This is a genomic window from Flavobacterium sp. CFS9 (genome assembly GCF_041154745.1).
In the GTDB taxonomy this organism is placed as follows: Bacteria; Bacteroidota; Bacteroidia; order Flavobacteriales; family Flavobacteriaceae; genus Flavobacterium.
The window spans coordinates 4,401,362-4,420,376 of sequence record NZ_AP031573.1 but is presented as its reverse complement, the minus strand read 5'-3'; the positions used below and the strand labels follow the sequence as shown (position 1 = coordinate 4,420,376).

Sequence of the window (19,015 nt, the reverse complement as noted above, 5' to 3'; positions counted from 1 at the left end):
TGATAATCTTGGTCATTAGAAAAAACAAAAAACTTAACACCTGAGAACCTTAGCTTCTTAGTAGCTTATTAAAGCTTTAATTCTTAATTTTGCATCACTATGGAGAAAAATTTCATGCAAAAGTACATTGATCAACTCAATGAAGCGCAAAGACAACCCGTTTTGAAAAAAGACGGGCCAATGATTATTATTGCTGGTGCAGGTTCGGGAAAAACCCGTGTTTTAACAATTAGAATTGCCTATTTAATGGCGCAGGGTGTTGATGCTTTCAATATCTTATCGCTTACTTTTACAAATAAAGCAGCGCGCGAGATGAAGCACAGGATCTCAGATATTGTAGGTGCTTCTGAAGCGAAAAACCTCTGGATGGGGACTTTTCACTCGATTTTCGCACGTATTCTTCGTGCCGAATCAGATCATTTAGGTTATCCTTCCAATTTTACGATTTATGATTCTCAGGATTCCGCCAGACTGATTTCTTCTATTATAAAAGAAATGCAGCTGGATCGTGATATTTACAAACCAAAACAGATTTTAGGCCGTATTTCCAACTATAAAAACAGCTTGATTACAGTAAAAGCCTACTTTAATAATCCTGAATTGGTTGAAGCCGATGCTATGGCAAAAAGACCGCGTTTAGGAGAAATTTATCAGCAATATGTAGAGCGCTGTTTTAAAGCGGGTGCTATGGATTTTGATGATTTACTATTGAAAACCAATGAATTACTAACTCGTTTTCCTGAGGTTTTAGCGAAGTATCAGAACCGTTTTCGTTATCTTTTGGTTGATGAGTACCAGGATACAAACCATTCTCAATATTTGATTGTAAGAGCGTTGTCAGATAAATTTCAGAACATTTGTGTGGTAGGTGATGATGCTCAGAGTATTTATGCCTTCCGTGGAGCAAACATCAACAATATTCTGAACTTTCAGAAAGATTACGAAGGTGTAATCATGTTTCGTTTAGAGCAAAATTACCGCTCTACCCGAAATATTGTGGAAGCAGCAAATACTGTCATGGAGCACAATAAGACCAAACTGGATAAAGTAGTTTGGACAGCAAATGATTCCGGTGGAAAAATTAAAGTCCACCGAAGTTTAACAGATGCAGAGGAAGGGCGTTTTGTAGCCAGCACGATTTTTGAACAAAAAATGCAGAATCAATTACATAATGGTTCTTTTGCAATCCTGTATCGTACCAATGCACAGTCACGTGCCATGGAGGACGCATTGCGAAAACGCGACATTCCGTACCGAATTTACGGAGGATTATCCTTCTATCAACGTAAAGAGATCAAAGATGTTTTGTGCTACCTTCGTTTGGTAATCAACCCAAAAGACGAAGAAGCGTTGATTCGTGTAATCAATTATCCGGCACGTGGAATTGGCGATACTACGGTCGAAAAACTTACGATAGCGGCCAATCATTACAAACGTTCGATTTGGGAAGTAATGGTGAATATTGATAAAATCGATTTAAAGCTAAATGCCGGAACAAAAAACAAAATAAAAGATTTTGTTACAATGATTCAAAGCTTTCAGGTGATCGATCAGAATCAGGATGCTTTTTATGTTACAGATCATGTCGCTAAGAAAACGGGACTTGTTCAGGAATTAAAGAAAGACGCCACACCGGAAGGAATGGCTAAAATTCAAAACATTGAAGAGCTTTTAAACGGTTTAAAAGATTTTACTGAAGGACAAAAAGAGGTTGATGGTGCCAGAGGAGCATTGTCTGAATTTATGGAAGATGTGGCATTGGCTACAGATTTAGATAAAGATACTTCTGATGAAGATCGTGTGGCATTAATGACCATTCACCTTGCTAAGGGACTTGAATTCCCACACGTTTTTGTAGTAGGAATGGAGGAAGATTTATTCCCAAGTGCGATGAGTATGAGTACACGTAGTGAATTGGAAGAAGAACGCCGTTTGTTTTATGTAGCACTTACTCGCGCCGAACATCAGGCTTACCTGACTTACGCGCAGTCACGTTACCGTTGGGGAAAACTAACAGACAGTGAGCCATCACGTTTTATTGAAGAAATTGACGGTCAATACCTGGAATATTTAACCCCGGCAGAAACCAATTATCGTTACAAGTCGCCAATCGATGGAGATATTTTCGGAGATATTGATAAGTCGAAACTACGACTGGTAAAACCAGTAGGAAGTACACCACCTAAACATGTTACGGCCAACGAACCAAAATCGGATTTGAATATTCGAAAATTAAAACCCGTTTCCGGTACCAGCCCAAACAACGGTGCCGCCAATTTGTTTGATAATAAACTCACCATTGGAAATATAGTGATGCACGAACGTTTTGGAAAAGGTGAAATCGTCAATATGGAAGGTGTTGGAGCAGATAAAAAAGCTGAAATAAAATTTGAAGTGGGCGGAATCAAGAAATTGTTGTTAAGATTTGCTAAATTAGATGTTGTGGGGTAAAAAGAGTATAGAGAAAAGATGATGGAAAATAGATTTTTAAAGTATTTTAATTTTTTATAACTGGATTTGATTTTCAACCCTCACAAATTTTCATTACTTTTCAAAAGAATAAAGATCAGTCTTTGTTCTATAATCTAACTTCTTTATTCTAAAAAAAATGGCTGAGTTCATAAAAATATATCCGGACAAACCCAGTGAAGCTGCAATAGCTAAAGTGGTAAAGGTGCTTCAGAGTGGTGGTTTGGTGATTTACCCAACCGATACTGTTTATGGTTTAGGTTGCGATATTACCAACTCGAGAGCTTTGGAAAAAATTGCAAAAATAAAAGGTGTCAAATTGGAGAAGGCGAATTTCTCGTTCATCTGTCACGATTTAAGTAATTTATCAGACTATGTACGCCAGATTGATACATCAACGTTTAAAATTCTGAAAAGAGCATTACCGGGACCTTATACTTTTATTCTACCTGGAAACAATAATCTTCCTAAAGAGTTTAAAAAGAAAACAACTGTAGGTATTCGTGTACCGGATAATAATATCATTCTTGAAATTGTACGTCAGCTTGGAAATCCGGTGGTATCAACCTCTATTCGTGATGAAGATGATGTAATTGAGTACACCACAGATCCTGAACTGATCTTTGAAAAATGGCAGAATCTGGTTGATTTGGTTATTGATGGCGGATATGGAGATAACGTTGGTTCTACAATTATTGATCTGTCAGAACATGAACCGGTAATCGTGAGAGAAGGAAAAGGAGATCTTGATATTTTGTAAGATAAAAGATGGTAATTTTCTAGGATTATATAAAAAGGTTTGATTAATTAGCTAAAAATTAATCAAACCTTTATTATTTTATGAAAAACCCCTTTTTAATCTTTTTCTTATTTGTTTCAATCAGTATAATTTCACAAAACACCTTAAGAGGTAGAGTTACAGGAAAAGATAACACTCCATTAGAAGGTGTAAATATTTATTTTGATGGGACTACAATTTCAACTATTTCAGATGCAAATGGAAATTACGCCTTGCAATATGAGCCTAGTTCTAATGGAATTTTAGTTGTGAGTTTTGTAGGATATGAAAGAGAGTACCTTACAAGTATAGATGCAAGCAAATCTTTAGATATAAGAATGAAAATTTCAAAAAATGAACTTAGAGAAGTTGTCATAAACAAGAACGATTTATTTACGCGTAAGCAAAAATTAAAATTGTTTAAGGAATACTTTTTAGGCACAACAAAAAATGCAAAATCCACTATAATAAAAAATGAAGACGATATTCATTTTAAATACGATAAAAAGAAGTTGCTTTTAACAGCTTCATCGGATAAACCTTTGTCAATTGTAAATACTTCATTGGGATATAGAATTGATTATGAGTTAGTAGGTTTTGAAATTACTTTTAATAAAATAAGTATCGATTCTAAAGATGTAGTAAATAATTTTTATCAAGGGGTAAGTCGATTTATAGAGATTGAACATTCTCCAGAAATATTAGGGCGAAGACAGAAAGCTTTTGAAGGATCACAACTGCAGTTTTTTAGAAATTTTGCAAGAAATAACTGGGGTTCAGATAAATTTTTATTAACAAATGATTCTAATAGTTTAGATTCCACTAAACGTTTTAAAATTACTAATGAGAATGATGCTGTAAAAGTTGAAGTTTTACGCCAGCCAAAAGGAGAAAGCAAAAATGAAGAGAATCTGCAAAATATTGTAGCTTCATACAATCTCATATACAATAATACCGAAACATCCAAAATAGTCTTTCAGACAAACTCTTTTTATATTTATAAATATGGAAATAATTCCAATATTGACAGTATCCTTTTTTTAGGAAAAATTACAGAAAAGAAAGTTGCAGACATGTTACCGCTAAATTACGGTATAGAATCGTTGTAAAACAAAAAAATAGCCCTTTGAAAGGCCCATTTGTAAAAAAAAACTTAAATGATATAATTATCTAAAATAATTGATTAACTTTAGATTTGTTAAAATTTAGTTAGTTAATTTAAAGATAATGCTATTCTTGATTTATATTTAATTGGTTATTAAAAAAATTAAGGATACATAAAAGCAGGTCAATTGACCTGCTTTTTCTGTTTAATAAAGTATGTAAAAACGAGATTATTTCGCTTGTTTCTTCATTTCTTTTTCAATCATATCGTAGAATTGATCGATTTTTGGCATAACCACAATACGAGTTCTTCTGTTACGAGCTTTATTCTCAGCACTATCATTAGCTACTAATGGTACATAAGAACTTCTACCGGCAGCGATTAATTTAGCAGGGTTTACACCAAGTTCATTGCTTAATACACGAACGATTGAAGTAGAACGTTTAACACTTAAATCCCAGTTGTCTAAGATAATTCCATTGCTTTTGTAAGGAACGTCATCTGTGTGACCTTCAACCATACATTCAAAATCAGGTTTGTCGTTCACTACTTTTGCAACTTTAGCCAAAACAGATTTTGCTTTGTCGCTTACGTCATAACTTCCACTTTTGAATAATAATTTATCAGCGATAGAAATAAATACAACTCCTTTTTCTACGTTGATTTCGATATCCGGATCATTGATTCCAACAGCTCCTTTTAAGCTAGTAACTAAAGCTAGAGTTACACTGTCTTTCTTAGTTAATGCATCCTGAAGTCTAGATATTTTTAAATCTTTTTCTTTTAAACTTTCTAAAGATTTCTCAAGATTTTCAGCTCCTTTAGTAGTTAAAACAGTTAAGTCTTTAGAAGTACTGATTAAATCCTGATTGTGTTGTTTATAGCTTTCAGCAGTTGCTGCTAATCCTGCTTTTTCTTCCAAACAAGTATTTAATTTAACTGTGCAAGAGTTTAATAAATCTTGTATCTCTTTGTTCTTAGCTTCTAAAGCAGCATATTGCTTTTTCGATACACACGAAGTTAAGGCCATTAGTACTGATAGTGCGATAACTATTTTTCTCATAGGTATTATATTTAATTAAACGTTGATTACAAATTTAGTTCTTAATATTTTGATTAATGTTAAAGATTTCTTTAAATACCTGTAATTTCTTCAGGTAATACAAGTAAACGATACTTTTAACCATATAGTATTCTTGTATCTGGAAATCTTTACGCTTTTTAAGGTATTTTAAAGATATGCAATAAAAAGAGAAATGCGCTTTCAGGATAGCAAAAGTATGGCCGAATTTCCCCTGAGTAAGGAAACGGATACCCGCTATTCCGTCTAAAACCATTCGGAAGAAAATCACGAAGAACAGTCTCTTTTTTGGCAAATTCTTGACAAGCATCAATAATGAATTTCTAAAATTCAAAAAAGTCTTTCTCGGATTTCCTTGTTGTAGAGTTGCTCCACCGACATGATAAACAGTGGAACCGGAGACGTATTTAATTACATGGCCTTCATTTGCAGCACGCCAGCACAAATCGATTTCTTCCTGATGAGCAAAGAAAGTTTCGTCAAAACCTCCGAGTTCATGATAAACTTCACTTCTGATAAAGAAACAAGCCCCGGAAGCCCAAAACAATTCACAATTATCATCATATTGTCCATTATCTTTCTCTATCGTATCAAAAATACGACCACGACAAAAAGGGAATCCATATTTATCAATGAAACCACCGGCCGCACCTGCATATTCAAAGTATTCCTTGTTTTTATAATCCAGAATTTTTGGCTGAATGATTGCAGTTAACTTTTCATTCTCAAAAGTTTCAAGGATAGGAGTGAGCCAGTTCTCTGTAACTTCAATATCTGAATTTACCAAAGCATAAATTTCAGCATCAATATGTTGCAAAGCATCATTGTAACCTTTAGCAAAGCCATGGTTGCCCGTGTTTTCTACTATTTTTATGGAAGGGAAATTATTCTTAACAAAGTCTATAGAATCATCCGTTGAAGCATTATCAGCAACATAAATTTGAGCGCCCTCAGAAAATCGGATAACAGAAGGTAAAAATTGTTCCAACAATTTTACACCATTCCAGTTTAAAATTACAACAGCTATTTTATCCAAAAGTAATTCTTATTTATTTTAATATTATTCTATTCTTTATAATCGGGCAAACTTCTTAAAAACTGATATTTTTCATTCTCAAAATCCATCTGACAGTAAAAATGATTCAGTCCGTTTGTGACATTCAAAAACCGTGCCTGCATTGTCATGTTATAACGGGCAATCTGATCAAAAGTTGCCTGAGAGATTTTAACTTCGGGTGCTTTACATTCTACCAATATATGTATAGAGCCATCAGAATTAAACACTACTACGTCATATCTTTTTCTTAAACCATTGACAGTAAGCACTTTCTCAACATTTATAAGTGATTTAGGGTACTTTTTCTCAATCATTAAAAACTGAACAACATGTTGACGGACCCATTCTTCAGGAGTAAGAATGATAAATTTTTTCCTGATTTCATCAAAAATAGACACTTTATTTTCGCTATTTTTGAATCGGAAAGTGTAGGTTGGGAAATTAAGTTTAAGCATAAAGCAAAAATATAAAATAGTTTCAGGTTTCAGGTTTAAAGTTTCAGGTTATTGAAACGCTAACCTGAAACTTTTAACTTGAAACAGAATTTGAATGGACGAAGTAGTAAAAATTGTTAATGATATAAAAGCCGGAAATATAAAACCGATCTATTTTTTAATGGGTGAAGAGCCATATTATATTGATAAATTATCGGAGTATATTGAACAAAATGTGCTTGCTGAAGAAGAAAAGGGATTCAATCAGACTGTTTTGTACGGAAGAGATGTAACGGTTGAAGATATCGTGGCAACGGCCAAGCGCTATCCTATGATGGCTGATCGTCAGGTTGTTATTGTGAAAGAAGCACAGGATTTATCACGAACAATTGATAAAATAGAGTCTTATGTAGGCAATCCGATGGAAACAACGGTACTGGTTTTTTGTTATAAATACAAAACACTGGACAAGCGTAAAAAAGTAACCAAATTACTGGCTCAGAAAGGAATTGTTTATGAAAGTAAAAAATTATACGAAAATCAGGTTGGTGACTGGATAAAACGCGTGCTTGCCGGAAAGAAATATACAATTGATCCAAAAGCCAATGCCATGTTGGTTGAATTTTTGGGTACCGATTTGAGTAAGATTAATAATGAGTTAGAAAAATTACAAATCATTCTGCCGCAAGGAACGGTTATTACACCCCAACATATCGAGGAAAATATTGGTTTTAGTAAAGATTATAATGTTTTTGAATTGCGAAAAGCCATAGGGGAACGTAATCAGTTGAAGGCCTATAAGATTGCGGAGAATTTTGCCCATAATCCTAAAGAATATCCACTGGTAATGACAACGGGATTGGTATTCGGTTTCTTTGTACAACTTTTAAAATACCACGGACTTAAAGATAAAAACCCTAAAAATGTAGCAACAGCCATTGGAGTCAATCCTTATTTTTTAAAAGAGTATGATTTAGCGATAAAAAACTATCCAATGCGAAAAGTGAGCCAGATTGTAGGCGCACTACGTGATGTTGATGTTAAAAGCAAAGGAGTAGGAGCAAATGCATTACCACAATCCGATTTGTTAAAAGAAATGCTCTATAAAATATTCAATTAAGTAATTTAATAGTAGTTTGTTACTAATATTTCCATGTATAATACCTAGTTGCAGGAATGATTTTCTAAGCTGGTAGGATATAATGTATTAAAATTTTGGTAAAAACAATCTAATTTTACTATATTACCTGAATAATTTATATAAAAAATTTCGGTGGCCCCATCTACTTTAAATTTACGCATTTCAAGAATAAGGACTATTCTTGCGCTATTTGTTTGTCTTTTAACTGGTTTTAAGAGTCATTCACAGTCTCAGATTCTCCCAAAAACAAATTCAGACATTATTCTGTCAAAGATTGATAGTATAAAAAAGTTAATCCAAACGGAGAATGTAGAAAATCATCTTTTAGGACTTAGAATCTTAAATAAAACAAAAGCTTATCTCGAAACAAAAAAAGACACGGCAGGTCTTTTGTTCTTTCACAGAGAGAGTATCAAACTAATTTCCTATTTACGAAGTTTTGGAACTCCAAATGCCTATCTGTTTGAAAATTTTCAAATCTTAAAAAAATACAATGATAAGCGTGAGTTAGCCTTATTGTATGAAGCTCTTGGTGATTTGAGATACTATGAAGGCAATAAGCTACTGTCGCATGAGTATGATTTGAAAGCACAAAGGCTAATAAAAAAATATGGCAACTATGAGGATAATATAAATATAAACTACAACCTCTCCGTTTATTACAAAACTTCTAAAGATTATAAGAGATCTATTGATTTTGCGATGACCTCGCTTGAAAACATTAAGAAGAGTAACACATTTGAGAAGAATAATTTCAAGATACCCAATTTATATCTCTTCATTTCTGAAGATTATTACCACTTAAAGGAAAACGACAGCGTATATAAATATCTGACACTTGCAGAAAAAACAAAAACGCCTGCGACAGACGGAAGATATCCTTATGGTGCTAAGCTGAATGAATTAAAAGCAATGTATTATTACAATATAGGTGATCTGCAAACAGCAGCAAAGCTGTACCAGGTTTCAGTATCAGAATACGTTAAACTCAATCAGTTTAGAATGAGGCTTGCTCAAAAATCAAACAAGTTAAATAGTACATTAAAGATAAAAAATATTGAGAATAAAGGGAAGATTAATGAAGCGAGACTTGAAAGCGTAAGTGAATCTTATAAAAATTATTTACTACTTTTTGCATTGTTGACTGTTCTAATATTGACAGTGCTATTTATAATTCAATTTAGAGCATCAAAGTACAAAATGAAGGTTAATTTAATTCTGCAGAAGAAAAACTTAGAGTTAAAAAAAATAAACAGAGAGCTAAATGAAGCATCAAAAATAAAAGATACTTTTCTTGATGTGGTAACCCATGAATTGAAAACTCCTTTAAATACGATCAAAGGAACAGCATATTTGCTTAAAAATGAAAAATCAGAACTTCTAAAAGAAGATTATATTAAAAATTTAAATTTTTCTTCGGATTATCTTCTGGGCTTTATCAACAATATGGTAGATTTTAAGAATCTAAAACGTCACGATACTATTAACTTAGAATACAAAGACATTAACCTGGAAATGATATTGAACTCCATCATTGAAATGTTTAAAATCAATAATCTGAATCAGAATAGGATCCTGCTTGATTTTGATGATAAAATTTCACAAATTTTAAAGTGTGATGAAATCAGGTTTACTCAGGTAATAATGGAATTGATGACGAATGCTGCAAAATTTACTAAAAATGGGGAAATAACTTTAAAAGCAGAATTAATGAATTCTGCTAATGGTAAAGAAAGCATTAAATTTGAAATTTCTGATACTGGAATCGGAATTTCAGAAGATGTTCAAAGTAAAATATTTGAACCTTTCATACAGGAATCGAGCGAGATTAATATGAATTATGGCGGTAGCGGTTTAGGATTGTCAATTATAAAAAGAACGCTGGAGCTTTTTGAAAGCCAGATAAAAGTTAAATCAAAAAAAGGTAAAGGAACTACTTTTTCGTTTCTAATAAATTTTGAAATTTCTAAAGAAAGCAATGATGAAATTATTTTTAATAATATTGAAAGACAAATTGAACAACTTACAGATATCGAGATTTTATTAGTTGAAGATAATAAAATGAATCAGCTGATAGCTAAGAAAATTTTAATCAATAAAGGTTTTAAATGTGATGTCGCTAATAATGGACTTGAAGCAGTTGAGAAAGTAAAAGCTAAAAGTTATGCCATAATATTGATGGATATCATGATGCCTGTTATGGATGGTTTTGAAGCATCTACAATCATTAGTGATTTAAAACCCGAAATACCAATCATTGCTCTAACAGCTATTTGCGAAAATATCGGTAACGAAGATTTTCAAAGGGCTAAAATTTTAGAGAAACTGGATAAACCAGTAGACCCGGATATTTTGTATGAAACAATTTTAAAATATGTTGTACAAAAAACAGTTTAAGATCTATGGAAATTCACGATATTTGCATCTCTGAAAAATACACTACTTTTAAAATAATAATAGCACAGATATGGGAATGAATAAAAACACCATTTTAGGATGGGCAACTTTTATAATGGTACTTATGGGATTGTTACTTATAGGTCTCGGCGCTTTTAGATACAGAGATGTTTCGGGCTGGGGATTTGCAGCAACCGGAGTTGGTTTTATTGCAAACGCCTGGGTTTTCAACGCTTTGAAAGGAAGAGTTTAAAATATATCTAAGCAGATTTCTCTGGAGAATCAAAAAAAATAAATATAAAAATAAAAAATAAATCAAATGTCAGACGATAAGAAAGTAATTTTCTCAATGCAAAAATTGAGTAAGACCTATCAGGGAGCAGACAAGCCTGTACTTAAAAATATTTACCTGAGCTTTTTCTATGGAGCGAAAATTGGTATTTTAGGACTTAATGGTTCCGGAAAATCTTCACTTTTAAAAATTATTGCAGGAGTTGATAAAAACTACCAGGGTGATGTTGTTTTTCAACCGGGTTACACAGTTGGTTACTTAGAGCAAGAGCCAATCCTTGATGATTCTAAAACAGTTATTGAAGTTGTTCGTGAAGGAGCAGCTGAAACTATGGCCGTTTTAGAAGAATACAATCAAATCAATGATTTGTTTGGTCTTCCTGAAAATTATGAAGATCAGGATAAAATGGACAAGTTAATGGATCGTCAGGCAGCTTTACAAGACAAAATTGATGCTCTTGGTGCCTGGGAAATTGATACAAAACTTGAAATTGCGATGGATGCCTTACGTACACCGGAAGGAGATACACCAATTAAAAACCTTTCAGGAGGGGAGCGTCGTCGTGTAGCACTATGTCGTTTGTTATTACAACAACCTGATGTATTACTTTTAGATGAGCCTACCAACCACCTTGATGCAGAGAGTGTTCTTTGGTTAGAGCAACATTTAGCGCAATATTCAGGAACTGTAATTGCTGTAACGCACGATAGATACTTCTTAGACAATGTTGCAGGTTGGATTTTAGAGTTGGATAGAGGTGAAGGTATTCCATGGAAAGGAAACTATTCTTCATGGTTGGATCAAAAATCAAACCGTATGGCTCAGGAAGAAAAAGTGGCTTCTAAAAGAAGAAAAACTTTAGAGCGTGAGTTGGAGTGGGTTCGTCAGGGAGCAAAAGGTCGTCAAACCAAACAAAAAGCCCGTTTACAGAACTACGACAAATTATTGAATGAAGATCAAAAACAATTGGATGAAAATCTGGAAATCTATATCCCGAACGGGCCTCGTTTAGGAACTAATGTGATCGAAGCTAAAAATGTTGCAAAAGCTTTTGGAGATAAATTATTATACGATAATCTGAACTTCACTTTGCCACAGGCCGGAATTGTTGGAATTATTGGACCAAACGGTGCAGGTAAGTCGACTATCTTCAAAATGATTATGGGAGAGCAGCAAACGGATAGTGGAGAATTTTCAGTTGGTGAAACTGTAAAAATTGCTTATGTAGATCAGTCACACTCAAACATCGATCCTAATAAATCAATTTGGGAAAATTTTGCTGACGGTCAGGAATTGGTGATGATGGGAGGTAAGCAGGTAAATTCAAGAGCTTACTTGTCACGTTTCAATTTTGGAGGTGGAGAGCAAAACAAAAAAGTATCAATGTTATCTGGTGGAGAACGTAACCGTTTACACTTAGCGATGACTTTGAAAGAAGAAGGTAACGTACTTTTACTGGATGAGCCAACGAATGACCTTGACGTAAATACACTTCGTGCACTTGAGGAAGGTTTAGAAAACTTCGCTGGCTGTGCTGTGATTATTTCACACGACAGATGGTTCTTAGATAGAATCTGTACTCACATTCTTGCTTTTGAAGGTGACTCAGAAGTTTATTTCTTTGAAGGAAGTTTCTCTGATTACGAAGAAAACAAAAAGAAACGTCTTGGTGGCGATTTAACTCCAAAACGTCTGAAATACAGAAAATTGATCCGATAAGTTTTAATTTTCAAATTTAAAAATCCCAAATCCCAATCTTAATTGATGGTATTTGGGATTTTTTATTAATACAATTTATGTGTCATTTCGATCAAAGGGAGAAATCGCATTTGGATCTCGACAACGATTGGAGAATTACCGTGCGGAATTTCTATTGTGATTTGCTTCGCCTATTCGCTACCGCTTGAGTCTAGTTCCTCGAAATGACAATATCATGCTAATTTGGAATTTCAATACTGGAATTTCCTAAAGAAACTTTGCCTTTAACTCCGGCGTTGGAATCATGCAGCTTTCTTTTTTGCCATACCAATTGTATCGATTTTTTGCAACATAATCGTAAATACGATCGCTGATAAAAATGGGAACAATCCTGAAAATTTCCGAAAGTCTCCAAAGACCACCAAATTCTTTCGCAATAGCAATTACTGCTGAGGACTTGTAAAAATAAGCAGAGCCCGGATTGAACAATAAAATACTGTCCATTTTTGCAAAACTAATCCCCAAATGTTTACAAATCGAAATTCCTAATTCTGATTGCAAAGCCACAAATCTAAAAACGTCTTTTTTGTCGTGCTTGATTATGAATTGTACGGCAGAATTACAGAGATTGCAGATGCCGTCAAAGAGAACTATTTTTTTATTTGCGGGTAAATCAATCATTTTTTCTAACCTGTGGTATTTTAACAGAATAACCTAGTTATTAGTTTTATCTATTAATAATTTATTTTAAATAGTATTTAAGAATCAGAAACTGCTTTAATAAAATGATTTTACAGCCATTTTAAAATAAAGCAACCTTCTGGTTCATTTTTGAAAAATTACAAGCTTAAATCGCTTTGTTTTAGTTTTGGTTGAGAAAAACGTCAATTTTGCTATTTTTTAACCGCTTCAACCAACTCTAATTCATCTAAACTTACTTTCGAAGTAAAAATGCCGTAATTTACCGTTGCTTTATTTTTTTCTATAGCATCAATACTTCCAACAGATCTTCCGTCGAGCATTCTTACGCGATCGCCAACTTTTAGAACTGGTTTCGGTTTTTCAACTACAGGTTTAAGTTTCTTTTCTTTTTTCTCTTTTCGAATTTCCTCCACTTTAACAGTGATTTCAGCAATTACTTCTTTTTTCTTTTCAATTATTGCTTTTGTTTCTTTCGGAGTAGCTTTTTTGCGTTTTGAGTTTTCAATCTCAACTATTTTCAAAAATTCACCAATAAGTTCTTTCTTGTTTTTGTTGTTGAAATACTTCTCTGAAATATCTTCGATTTTCTGACCGATATAAATGGTTTTCTGATTGCTATCGTACAATTCCTGATAACTTTCGAGTTTTTGCTTGATCTTTACATTGATGTTTTCCATCTTTTTACTCTCTTCACGAGCCCTGGTTTCTTCCTCTTTTAAATTAAGAGAAGTTTTTTCAAGCTTCGAACGCTCCTTTTGAAGGGTGGCAATCGTTTTATCAAAACGAACTTTACCCACTTCAATTTTCTTTTTGGCACGGTTAATCAATCCAAAAGGAATTCCGTTTTTTAGAGCTACTTCAAAAGTAAATGAACTTCCGGCCTGACCTAAAGCCAATTTGTACATAGGTTCTAAAGTTTTTTCATCAAACATCATGTTGGCATTGGTTGCATATGGCAATTCATTAGCCAAAATCTTTAGATTGGAATAATGAGTGGTTATAATTCCAAAAGCTTCACGATGATAAAATTCTTCCAGGAATATCTCTGCCAAAGCACCTCCTAATTCCGGATCAGAACCTGTACCAAATTCATCAATTAAGAACATGGTCTTCTTGTTGCATTTTTTCAGGAAGTAGTTCATGTTCTTTAATCGGTAACTATATGTACTTAGATGATTTTCAATTGATTGATTATCTCCAATATCTGTTAAAATTCTGTCAAACAAGAATGTCTCACTTCGTTCGTGGACCGGAATAAGCATCCCTGATTGAAGCATTAGCTGTAATAAACCTACTGTTTTTAGTGAAATGGTTTTTCCACCCGCATTGGGTCCTGAAATCACAATGATACGATTATCCTGCTTTAGTTCAATGGTTTGTGGATGAGTAACTTCGTTTTTCTGTTTGTTGTTCAGATACAAAATCGGGTGATACGCTTCTCTGAAAAACAACCTTCTTTCTTCTGTAATAGTAGGCAGGATTCCGTTGATGCGATTCGCATATTTTGCCTTTCCGGCAACAACGTCAATATCACTCAAAAATTCCTGGTATTCAATTAATAAAGGCAAATACGGACGAATTGCATTCGATAATTGCTTCAAGATTCTGGTAATTTCTTCCTTCTCTTCGTATTCCAAATTGGCTAATTCTCTGGAGTATTTTAGTGTAGCCTCAGGTTCGATATAGGCAATACTTCCTGTTTTTGAACTTCCTAAAATAGAGCCTTTCACTTTTCGGCGGTACATGGCTAAAACTGCTAAAACTCTTCGGTTTTGCACAAAGCTTTCTTTTATATCATCAAGATAACCAAGACTATTGTATTGCGTAAGAGCAACTCCGAAACTTTGGTTGACTTTACCGCGAACCAGGTTCATGCCCTGACGAATACTTAGTAAAGCTGGTGAAGCATTGTCTTTTATTTCACCATATTTATCTACAATAGCATCAATAGTGGTCACAATATCTTTCGTGTATTCAACACGTGAAGCTCTTGCATTTAGATTTGGATAATAATCATCAAACTTTTTAAGGAAATTAAGTAAAAAGTTTGAGGTAGAAGAAAGTGTAGCAATTTTTCTAAAACTTCCCACTTCAAGAAAACTGTCTTCAATTGCTAAAAACTTAATCTCATGAGTTATGGCGTCAAATCCGTGATTGGGAATGGCGTTATTATTTTGAAAGGAGGAAACATACTCCGATGTCTGCATCAAAGCCTGCATCAAAGTTTCCTGATCTCTAAAAGGTGTTATTTGTAAAGCTTTTTCTTTTCCTATATAAGTATTACAGCCTGCTGAAATGGTTTCGAGTACTGTTGGAAATTGTAAATCTTGTAAAGTTTTTTCGGTTATAGATATCATTATATATCGTAAGTTGTAAAAGTTCAAAGTTACAAAGTTTTGGAACGAAATAGCACTATTAATTAGTACTTTGAAGAAAACTTTGCTTAATTTGTGGTAAAATTTAAAAAAAATGAAAATCAATCTTTCTCCTGATTGGGAAGTGATATTAAAAGATGAAAATCAAAAAACTTATTTTTCAGAGTTAATGAAAACTTTGGAAATTGAGTATCAAACACATACTTGTTACCCTCCAGCAGAATTGATTTTCTCTGCTTTTAACACCTGTGCTTTTCAAAACTTAAAAGTTGTCATCATAGGACAAGATCCTTATCATGGAGAAGGAGAGGCGAATGGATTGAGTTTTTCTGTAAATGATTCAGTTAAAATCCCACCATCACTGCGAAATATTTACAGAGAACTAAGTGACGATCTCGATTCTATCTTTATGCCAACCTCAGGTAATCTTGAAAAATGGGCAGAACAAGGTGTTTTACTTTTAAATGCATCCTTGACGGTTCGCAAAGACAGTCCAAATAGCCATAAACATTTGAAATGGAATTTGTTTACTGACGCCGTAATTCAAGCTATTTCAGATCGAAAAGAGAATGTTGTTTTCCTGCTATGGGGAAGCTTTGCTCAAAAAAAAGGCGCTAAAATTGATCGTTCGAAACATTTTATTTTAGAATCCGGACATCCTTCACCTATGAGTGCTAATCAGGGAAAATGGTTTGGAAACAAACATTTTAGCAAAACCAATGAATTTTTGAAATCCAAAGCAATCAAAGAAATCGACTGGCTGTAGAAACGAAGAACTAGTTAAAATCAGCTTTTATTACAAAAACTGATTGCTGTTACTTATTAAATGACACACTTATTCTTTTGTGCCTTTTTTAATAATCTCTTCCAGAATAGCTTTGTTCTCGTAGTTGACTACTTTTAAAATAATCTCTTGATTTTTAGCAGTCTTACCTTCGATTAAATAAAGTTTTCCTTTGTTTACAGGGACATTACTTTTGTCAAAATCAACATCACCAAATGTCAGTGTACTTTTGATATCGGCTGTGTCAACCCATTTTTCATTCAAAGTTTGAATCGCTTTTTCGGAATACTGAAAAGGCTTAGTGCGTAAATTATTTAAAACTCTGGCGTTTGGAAAGTAGTTGCAACGTGTATCTTTTCCACTGAATACAAGGGCTACAAAAAAGCATCCCATAACCAAACCAATTAAATAATAAGCAAAACGATGTACGAACTTCATGAAAAATAATTTTTGCAAAGGTACACTAAAGTTTCCTTAAAAAACAAGTAAATTAATGTCGTTATCCGGTAAATCAAACCATTCGCCAATTGCTTTGCTGGTTAGAATTCCATGATACATGTAAATTCCGTTTTTTAATCCTTTATTACATCGTATAGCACTTTCCAAACCTCCGTCTTCCGCAATTTGAAGCAAATAAGGAGTAAGGATATTACTTATGGACAATGAAGCTGTTTTAGAATATCTGGAAGGAATGTTAGGTACACAATAGTGCAGCACGTTGCTTTTTATAAAAGTTGGTTTTTCGTGAGTGGTAACCTCTGAAGTTTCAAAACATCCGCCGGTATCAATACTTACATCTACAATGACAGCACCTTTTTTCATGTGTTCAACCATTGTCTCTGTAACAATAATAGGACAGCGTTCTTTACCACGCATGGCACCAATCGCAACATCACAACGTCTTAAAGCTTTTAACAATGCTTTTTGCTGGACAGTCGAAGTGAAAATACGCTGGTTAAGACTATTCTGTAAACGACGTAATTTAGTAATGGAATTGTCAAAAACTTTCACATTTGCTCCCAGTCCTATAGCTGTTTTTGCGGCGAATTCACCAACGGTTCCGGCACCCAGAATCACAACATCTGTAGGGGGAACTCCTGTAATATTACCAAACAAAAGGCCTTTTCCAAACTCGTCCGTAATCATTAATTCGGCAGCAATCAGAACAGAAGCTGTTCCTGCAATTTCGCTTAACGATTTTACGGCAGGATAGGAACCGTCTTCATCTTTTATGTATTCAAAAGCTAAAGCCGTTATTTTTTTCTGCGCTAAAGCTTCAAAATATGCTTTTTTCTTAGTTTTTAACTGAATAGCTGAAATTAAAATAGTTTCCGGATTGATCATTTCAATCTCGGCGGTTGTAGGAGGTTCTACCTTAAGAAGCATTGGGCAGCCGAAGACTTTCTTCGTGTCACTTGTTACTTCAGCTCCTGCATCTGAGTATTCTTTATCGGTATAACTGGAGCTTTCTCCGGCTCCTGATTCAATCATTACCCTATGTCCCTCATATGTCAACGCACTAACAGCATCCGGAGTCAGACAAATACGACGTTCCTGATAACTTGTTTCTTTAGGAATCCCTATAAAAAGTTCACTTTTGAATCGGCCAATTTCAAGTTTTTCTTCTTGTGGCAACAATTGCTGTTTCGTAAATGGAGTTAAGGTAATTGACATGGGTTGTGCAAAAAATTAAGAGTACAAATTACGTAAAAAGTTTTAAAATCAATGTAAAAATTCTGCTAATAGTTGTTTAAGAATTATTACAGAATTTTCTCCATTTTTATATCCGCTCTTTCATAACTTACATCGCCCAAAGGAACTTCAGTAAAACCAAACTTCTGATACAAATGAAGCGCCGGAAGCAGTATACGGTTAGAATACAAAAACAGTTTTTTAATATTGTTTTCTTTTGCAACAGTCATGCAGTGTGCTAGCAGTTTGTTTCCAACCCCAAGGCCCTGCGCCTGATCTGAAACAGCCATTTTACTCAGCTCAAAGCTTGTTTCGCTGGCTTTCATCAAAGAAACAGTTCCAATAATTTCATCATTGTACCTGGCATAGAAGATCAACCCGCCTTTATCAATAATTTCTTCCTGAGGGGAGGAAAGTACTATTTCGTCTTGTTCCTCTACTTTAAAGTACTTTTTAAGCCATTCCAGATTTAGGATCTTAATATGTTCTTTTAAATCAGGTGAAAAAGAGATTATTTCTACAGTATTTTGGGTATTCATTTCTGTATTCTTAGTGTATTTAAGTAGACCTTTCGACTTCTGTTGATGGTCTTAGGATAATTTTAATTCTCTTTTCCCGTCTGCCAAAAGTTGAATTGTGATGGTTGAAGTTTCTTCCGGAAGTAAGCTTGCGATTTTTTCTGACCATTCAATAAAACACCAGTTTCCGGAGTACAAATAATCATCAACTCCCATGTCGAGTGCTTCGGTTTCTTTGTTCAATCTATAAAAATCAAAGTGGTAAACCGTTTGATTGTCAGAAGTATTATATTCATTAACTAAAGAAAAAGTTGGACTACTGGTTGCGTCCTGAACTCCTAAACTTTTACATAATTGCTTGATTAAGGTAGTTTTTCCAACGCCCATTTCTCCATTGAAAAGAATGATTTTTTTTGGATTTGCTGCTAAAATTTGTGTTGCTACTTCTTTGATTTGATCTAATGAAAAAACGATATTCATTTCTTGTTTGTT

At 33.9% G+C, this 19,015-nt stretch carries 17 protein-coding genes; 8 read left to right on the top strand and 9 right to left on the bottom strand.

Annotated elements, in window-relative coordinates; translation table 11 throughout:
* Positions 1–114: 114 nt before the first annotated feature.
* The 3 genes from ACAM30_RS18645 to ACAM30_RS18635 all read left to right on the top strand — a co-directional run bounded on the left by ACAM30_RS18645 (position 115) and on the right by ACAM30_RS18635 (position 4,356).
* Positions 115–2,451, top strand: coding sequence for an ATP-dependent helicase (locus ACAM30_RS18645; RefSeq protein ID WP_369618667.1), 2,337 nt, complete (start codon positions 115–117; stop codon positions 2,449–2,451).
* Between the two features lie 157 nt (positions 2,452–2,608).
* Positions 2,609–3,229: an L-threonylcarbamoyladenylate synthase gene (locus ACAM30_RS18640; RefSeq protein WP_369616066.1), complete on the top strand. Its 621-nt coding sequence runs from the start codon at positions 2,609–2,611 to the stop codon at positions 3,227–3,229.
* 80 nt (positions 3,230–3,309) lie between these two features.
* Positions 3,310–4,356, top strand: a complete 1,047-nt coding sequence (locus ACAM30_RS18635) for a carboxypeptidase-like regulatory domain-containing protein (RefSeq protein WP_369616065.1) — start codon at positions 3,310–3,312, stop codon at positions 4,354–4,356.
* Positions 4,357–4,581: 225 nt separating this feature from the next.
* On the opposite strand, the gene ACAM30_RS18630 is transcribed toward ACAM30_RS18635, so the two are convergent.
* Genes ACAM30_RS18630 through ACAM30_RS18620 form a run of 3 tightly spaced genes read right to left on the bottom strand, consistent with a single transcriptional unit; the run spans position 4,582 to position 6,945 of the window.
* On the bottom strand, positions 4,582–5,415 hold the full coding sequence (locus ACAM30_RS18630; RefSeq protein WP_017497531.1) for an OmpA family protein: 834 nt from the start codon (positions 5,413–5,415) through the stop codon (positions 4,582–4,584).
* A 34-nt stretch (positions 5,416–5,449) separates the two neighbouring features.
* Complete coding sequence (locus tag ACAM30_RS18625) at positions 5,450–6,469, bottom strand: glycosyltransferase family 2 protein (RefSeq protein ID WP_369616064.1); 1,020 nt, start codon at positions 6,467–6,469, stop codon at positions 5,450–5,452.
* Between the two features lie 29 nt (positions 6,470–6,498).
* Positions 6,499–6,945, bottom strand: coding sequence for a type I restriction enzyme HsdR N-terminal domain-containing protein (locus tag ACAM30_RS18620; protein ID WP_070908104.1), 447 nt, complete (start codon positions 6,943–6,945; stop codon positions 6,499–6,501).
* 94 nt (positions 6,946–7,039) lie between these two features.
* On the opposite strand from ACAM30_RS18620, the gene holA reads away from it, so the two are divergent.
* From holA to ettA, 4 genes are all read left to right on the top strand, one after another.
* Entirely contained in the window at positions 7,040–8,044 is a 1,005-nt protein-coding gene (holA, locus tag ACAM30_RS18615) for a DNA polymerase III subunit delta (RefSeq protein WP_369616063.1), read from the top strand.
* Positions 8,045–8,197: 153 nt separating this feature from the next.
* Positions 8,198–10,462: an ATP-binding protein gene (locus ACAM30_RS18610; RefSeq protein ID WP_369616062.1), complete on the top strand. Its 2,265-nt coding sequence runs from the start codon at positions 8,198–8,200 to the stop codon at positions 10,460–10,462.
* A gap of 70 nt (positions 10,463–10,532) precedes the next feature.
* Positions 10,533–10,715, top strand: a complete 183-nt coding sequence (locus ACAM30_RS18605) for a CAL67264 family membrane protein (protein ID WP_017497526.1) — start codon at positions 10,533–10,535, stop codon at positions 10,713–10,715.
* Between the two features lie 66 nt (positions 10,716–10,781).
* Positions 10,782–12,473 (top strand): energy-dependent translational throttle protein EttA, encoded by a 1,692-nt coding sequence (ettA, locus tag ACAM30_RS18600; protein WP_369616061.1) that lies wholly within the window; start codon positions 10,782–10,784, stop codon positions 12,471–12,473.
* 246 nt (positions 12,474–12,719) lie between these two features.
* On the opposite strand, the gene ACAM30_RS18595 is transcribed toward ettA, so the two are convergent.
* Together ACAM30_RS18595 and ACAM30_RS18590 are read right to left on the bottom strand one after the other, a co-directional pair.
* Positions 12,720–13,133, bottom strand: a complete 414-nt coding sequence (locus ACAM30_RS18595) for a thiol-disulfide oxidoreductase DCC family protein (RefSeq protein WP_369616060.1) — start codon at positions 13,131–13,133, stop codon at positions 12,720–12,722.
* 212 nt (positions 13,134–13,345) lie between these two features.
* Positions 13,346–15,511, bottom strand: a complete 2,166-nt coding sequence (locus ACAM30_RS18590) for a DNA mismatch repair protein MutS (protein ID WP_369616059.1) — start codon at positions 15,509–15,511, stop codon at positions 13,346–13,348.
* A 112-nt stretch (positions 15,512–15,623) separates the two neighbouring features.
* On the opposite strand from ACAM30_RS18590, the gene ACAM30_RS18585 reads away from it, so the two are divergent.
* On the top strand, positions 15,624–16,295 hold the full coding sequence (locus ACAM30_RS18585; RefSeq protein WP_369616058.1) for a uracil-DNA glycosylase: 672 nt from the start codon (positions 15,624–15,626) through the stop codon (positions 16,293–16,295).
* A gap of 69 nt (positions 16,296–16,364) precedes the next feature.
* On the opposite strand, the gene ACAM30_RS18580 is transcribed toward ACAM30_RS18585, so the two are convergent.
* From ACAM30_RS18580 to tsaE, 4 genes are all read right to left on the bottom strand, one after another.
* The gene (locus tag ACAM30_RS18580) at positions 16,365–16,751 is read right to left on the bottom strand and encodes a DUF4258 domain-containing protein (protein WP_369616057.1); all 387 of its coding nucleotides are present in this window, start codon (positions 16,749–16,751) and stop codon (positions 16,365–16,367) included.
* 36 nt (positions 16,752–16,787) lie between these two features.
* The gene (locus ACAM30_RS18575) at positions 16,788–17,987 is read right to left on the bottom strand and encodes an alanine dehydrogenase (protein WP_369616056.1); all 1,200 of its coding nucleotides are present in this window, start codon (positions 17,985–17,987) and stop codon (positions 16,788–16,790) included.
* A gap of 86 nt (positions 17,988–18,073) precedes the next feature.
* Positions 18,074–18,544: a GNAT family N-acetyltransferase gene (locus ACAM30_RS18570; protein ID WP_369616055.1), complete on the bottom strand. Its 471-nt coding sequence runs from the start codon at positions 18,542–18,544 to the stop codon at positions 18,074–18,076.
* Between the two features lie 51 nt (positions 18,545–18,595).
* Entirely contained in the window at positions 18,596–19,003 is a 408-nt protein-coding gene (gene tsaE, locus ACAM30_RS18565) for a tRNA (adenosine(37)-N6)-threonylcarbamoyltransferase complex ATPase subunit type 1 TsaE (protein WP_369616054.1), read from the bottom strand.
* Positions 19,004–19,015: the final 12 nt, after the last annotated feature.

Bases quoted from the DNA above. Each gene is read 5' to 3' on its own strand.
- ACAM30_RS18645 (WP_369618667.1), top strand. From the start codon at position 115: ATGCAAAAGTACATTGATCAACTCAATGAAGCGCAAAGACAACCCGTT.
- ACAM30_RS18640 (WP_369616066.1), top strand. From the start codon at position 2,609: ATGGCTGAGTTCATAAAAATATATCCGGACAAACCCAGTGAAGCTGCA.
- ACAM30_RS18635 (WP_369616065.1), top strand. From the start codon at position 3,310: ATGAAAAACCCCTTTTTAATCTTTTTCTTATTTGTTTCAATCAGTATA.
- ACAM30_RS18630 (WP_017497531.1), bottom strand. From the start codon at position 5,415: ATGAGAAAAATAGTTATCGCACTATCAGTACTAATGGCCTTAACTTCG.
- ACAM30_RS18620 (WP_070908104.1), bottom strand. From the start codon at position 6,945: ATGCTTAAACTTAATTTCCCAACCTACACTTTCCGATTCAAAAATAGC.
- holA (WP_369616063.1), top strand. From the start codon at position 7,040: ATGGACGAAGTAGTAAAAATTGTTAATGATATAAAAGCCGGAAATATA.
- ACAM30_RS18605 (WP_017497526.1), top strand. From the start codon at position 10,533: ATGGGAATGAATAAAAACACCATTTTAGGATGGGCAACTTTTATAATG.
- ettA (WP_369616061.1), top strand. From the start codon at position 10,782: ATGTCAGACGATAAGAAAGTAATTTTCTCAATGCAAAAATTGAGTAAG.
- ACAM30_RS18595 (WP_369616060.1), bottom strand. From the start codon at position 13,133: ATGATTGATTTACCCGCAAATAAAAAAATAGTTCTCTTTGACGGCATC.
- ACAM30_RS18590 (WP_369616059.1), bottom strand. From the start codon at position 15,511: ATGATATCTATAACCGAAAAAACTTTACAAGATTTACAATTTCCAACA.
- ACAM30_RS18585 (WP_369616058.1), top strand. From the start codon at position 15,624: ATGAAAATCAATCTTTCTCCTGATTGGGAAGTGATATTAAAAGATGAA.
- ACAM30_RS18580 (WP_369616057.1), bottom strand. From the start codon at position 16,751: ATGAAGTTCGTACATCGTTTTGCTTATTATTTAATTGGTTTGGTTATG.
- ACAM30_RS18575 (WP_369616056.1), bottom strand. From the start codon at position 17,987: ATGTCAATTACCTTAACTCCATTTACGAAACAGCAATTGTTGCCACAA.
- ACAM30_RS18570 (WP_369616055.1), bottom strand. From the start codon at position 18,544: ATGAATACCCAAAATACTGTAGAAATAATCTCTTTTTCACCTGATTTA.
- tsaE (WP_369616054.1), bottom strand. From the start codon at position 19,003: ATGAATATCGTTTTTTCATTAGATCAAATCAAAGAAGTAGCAACACAA.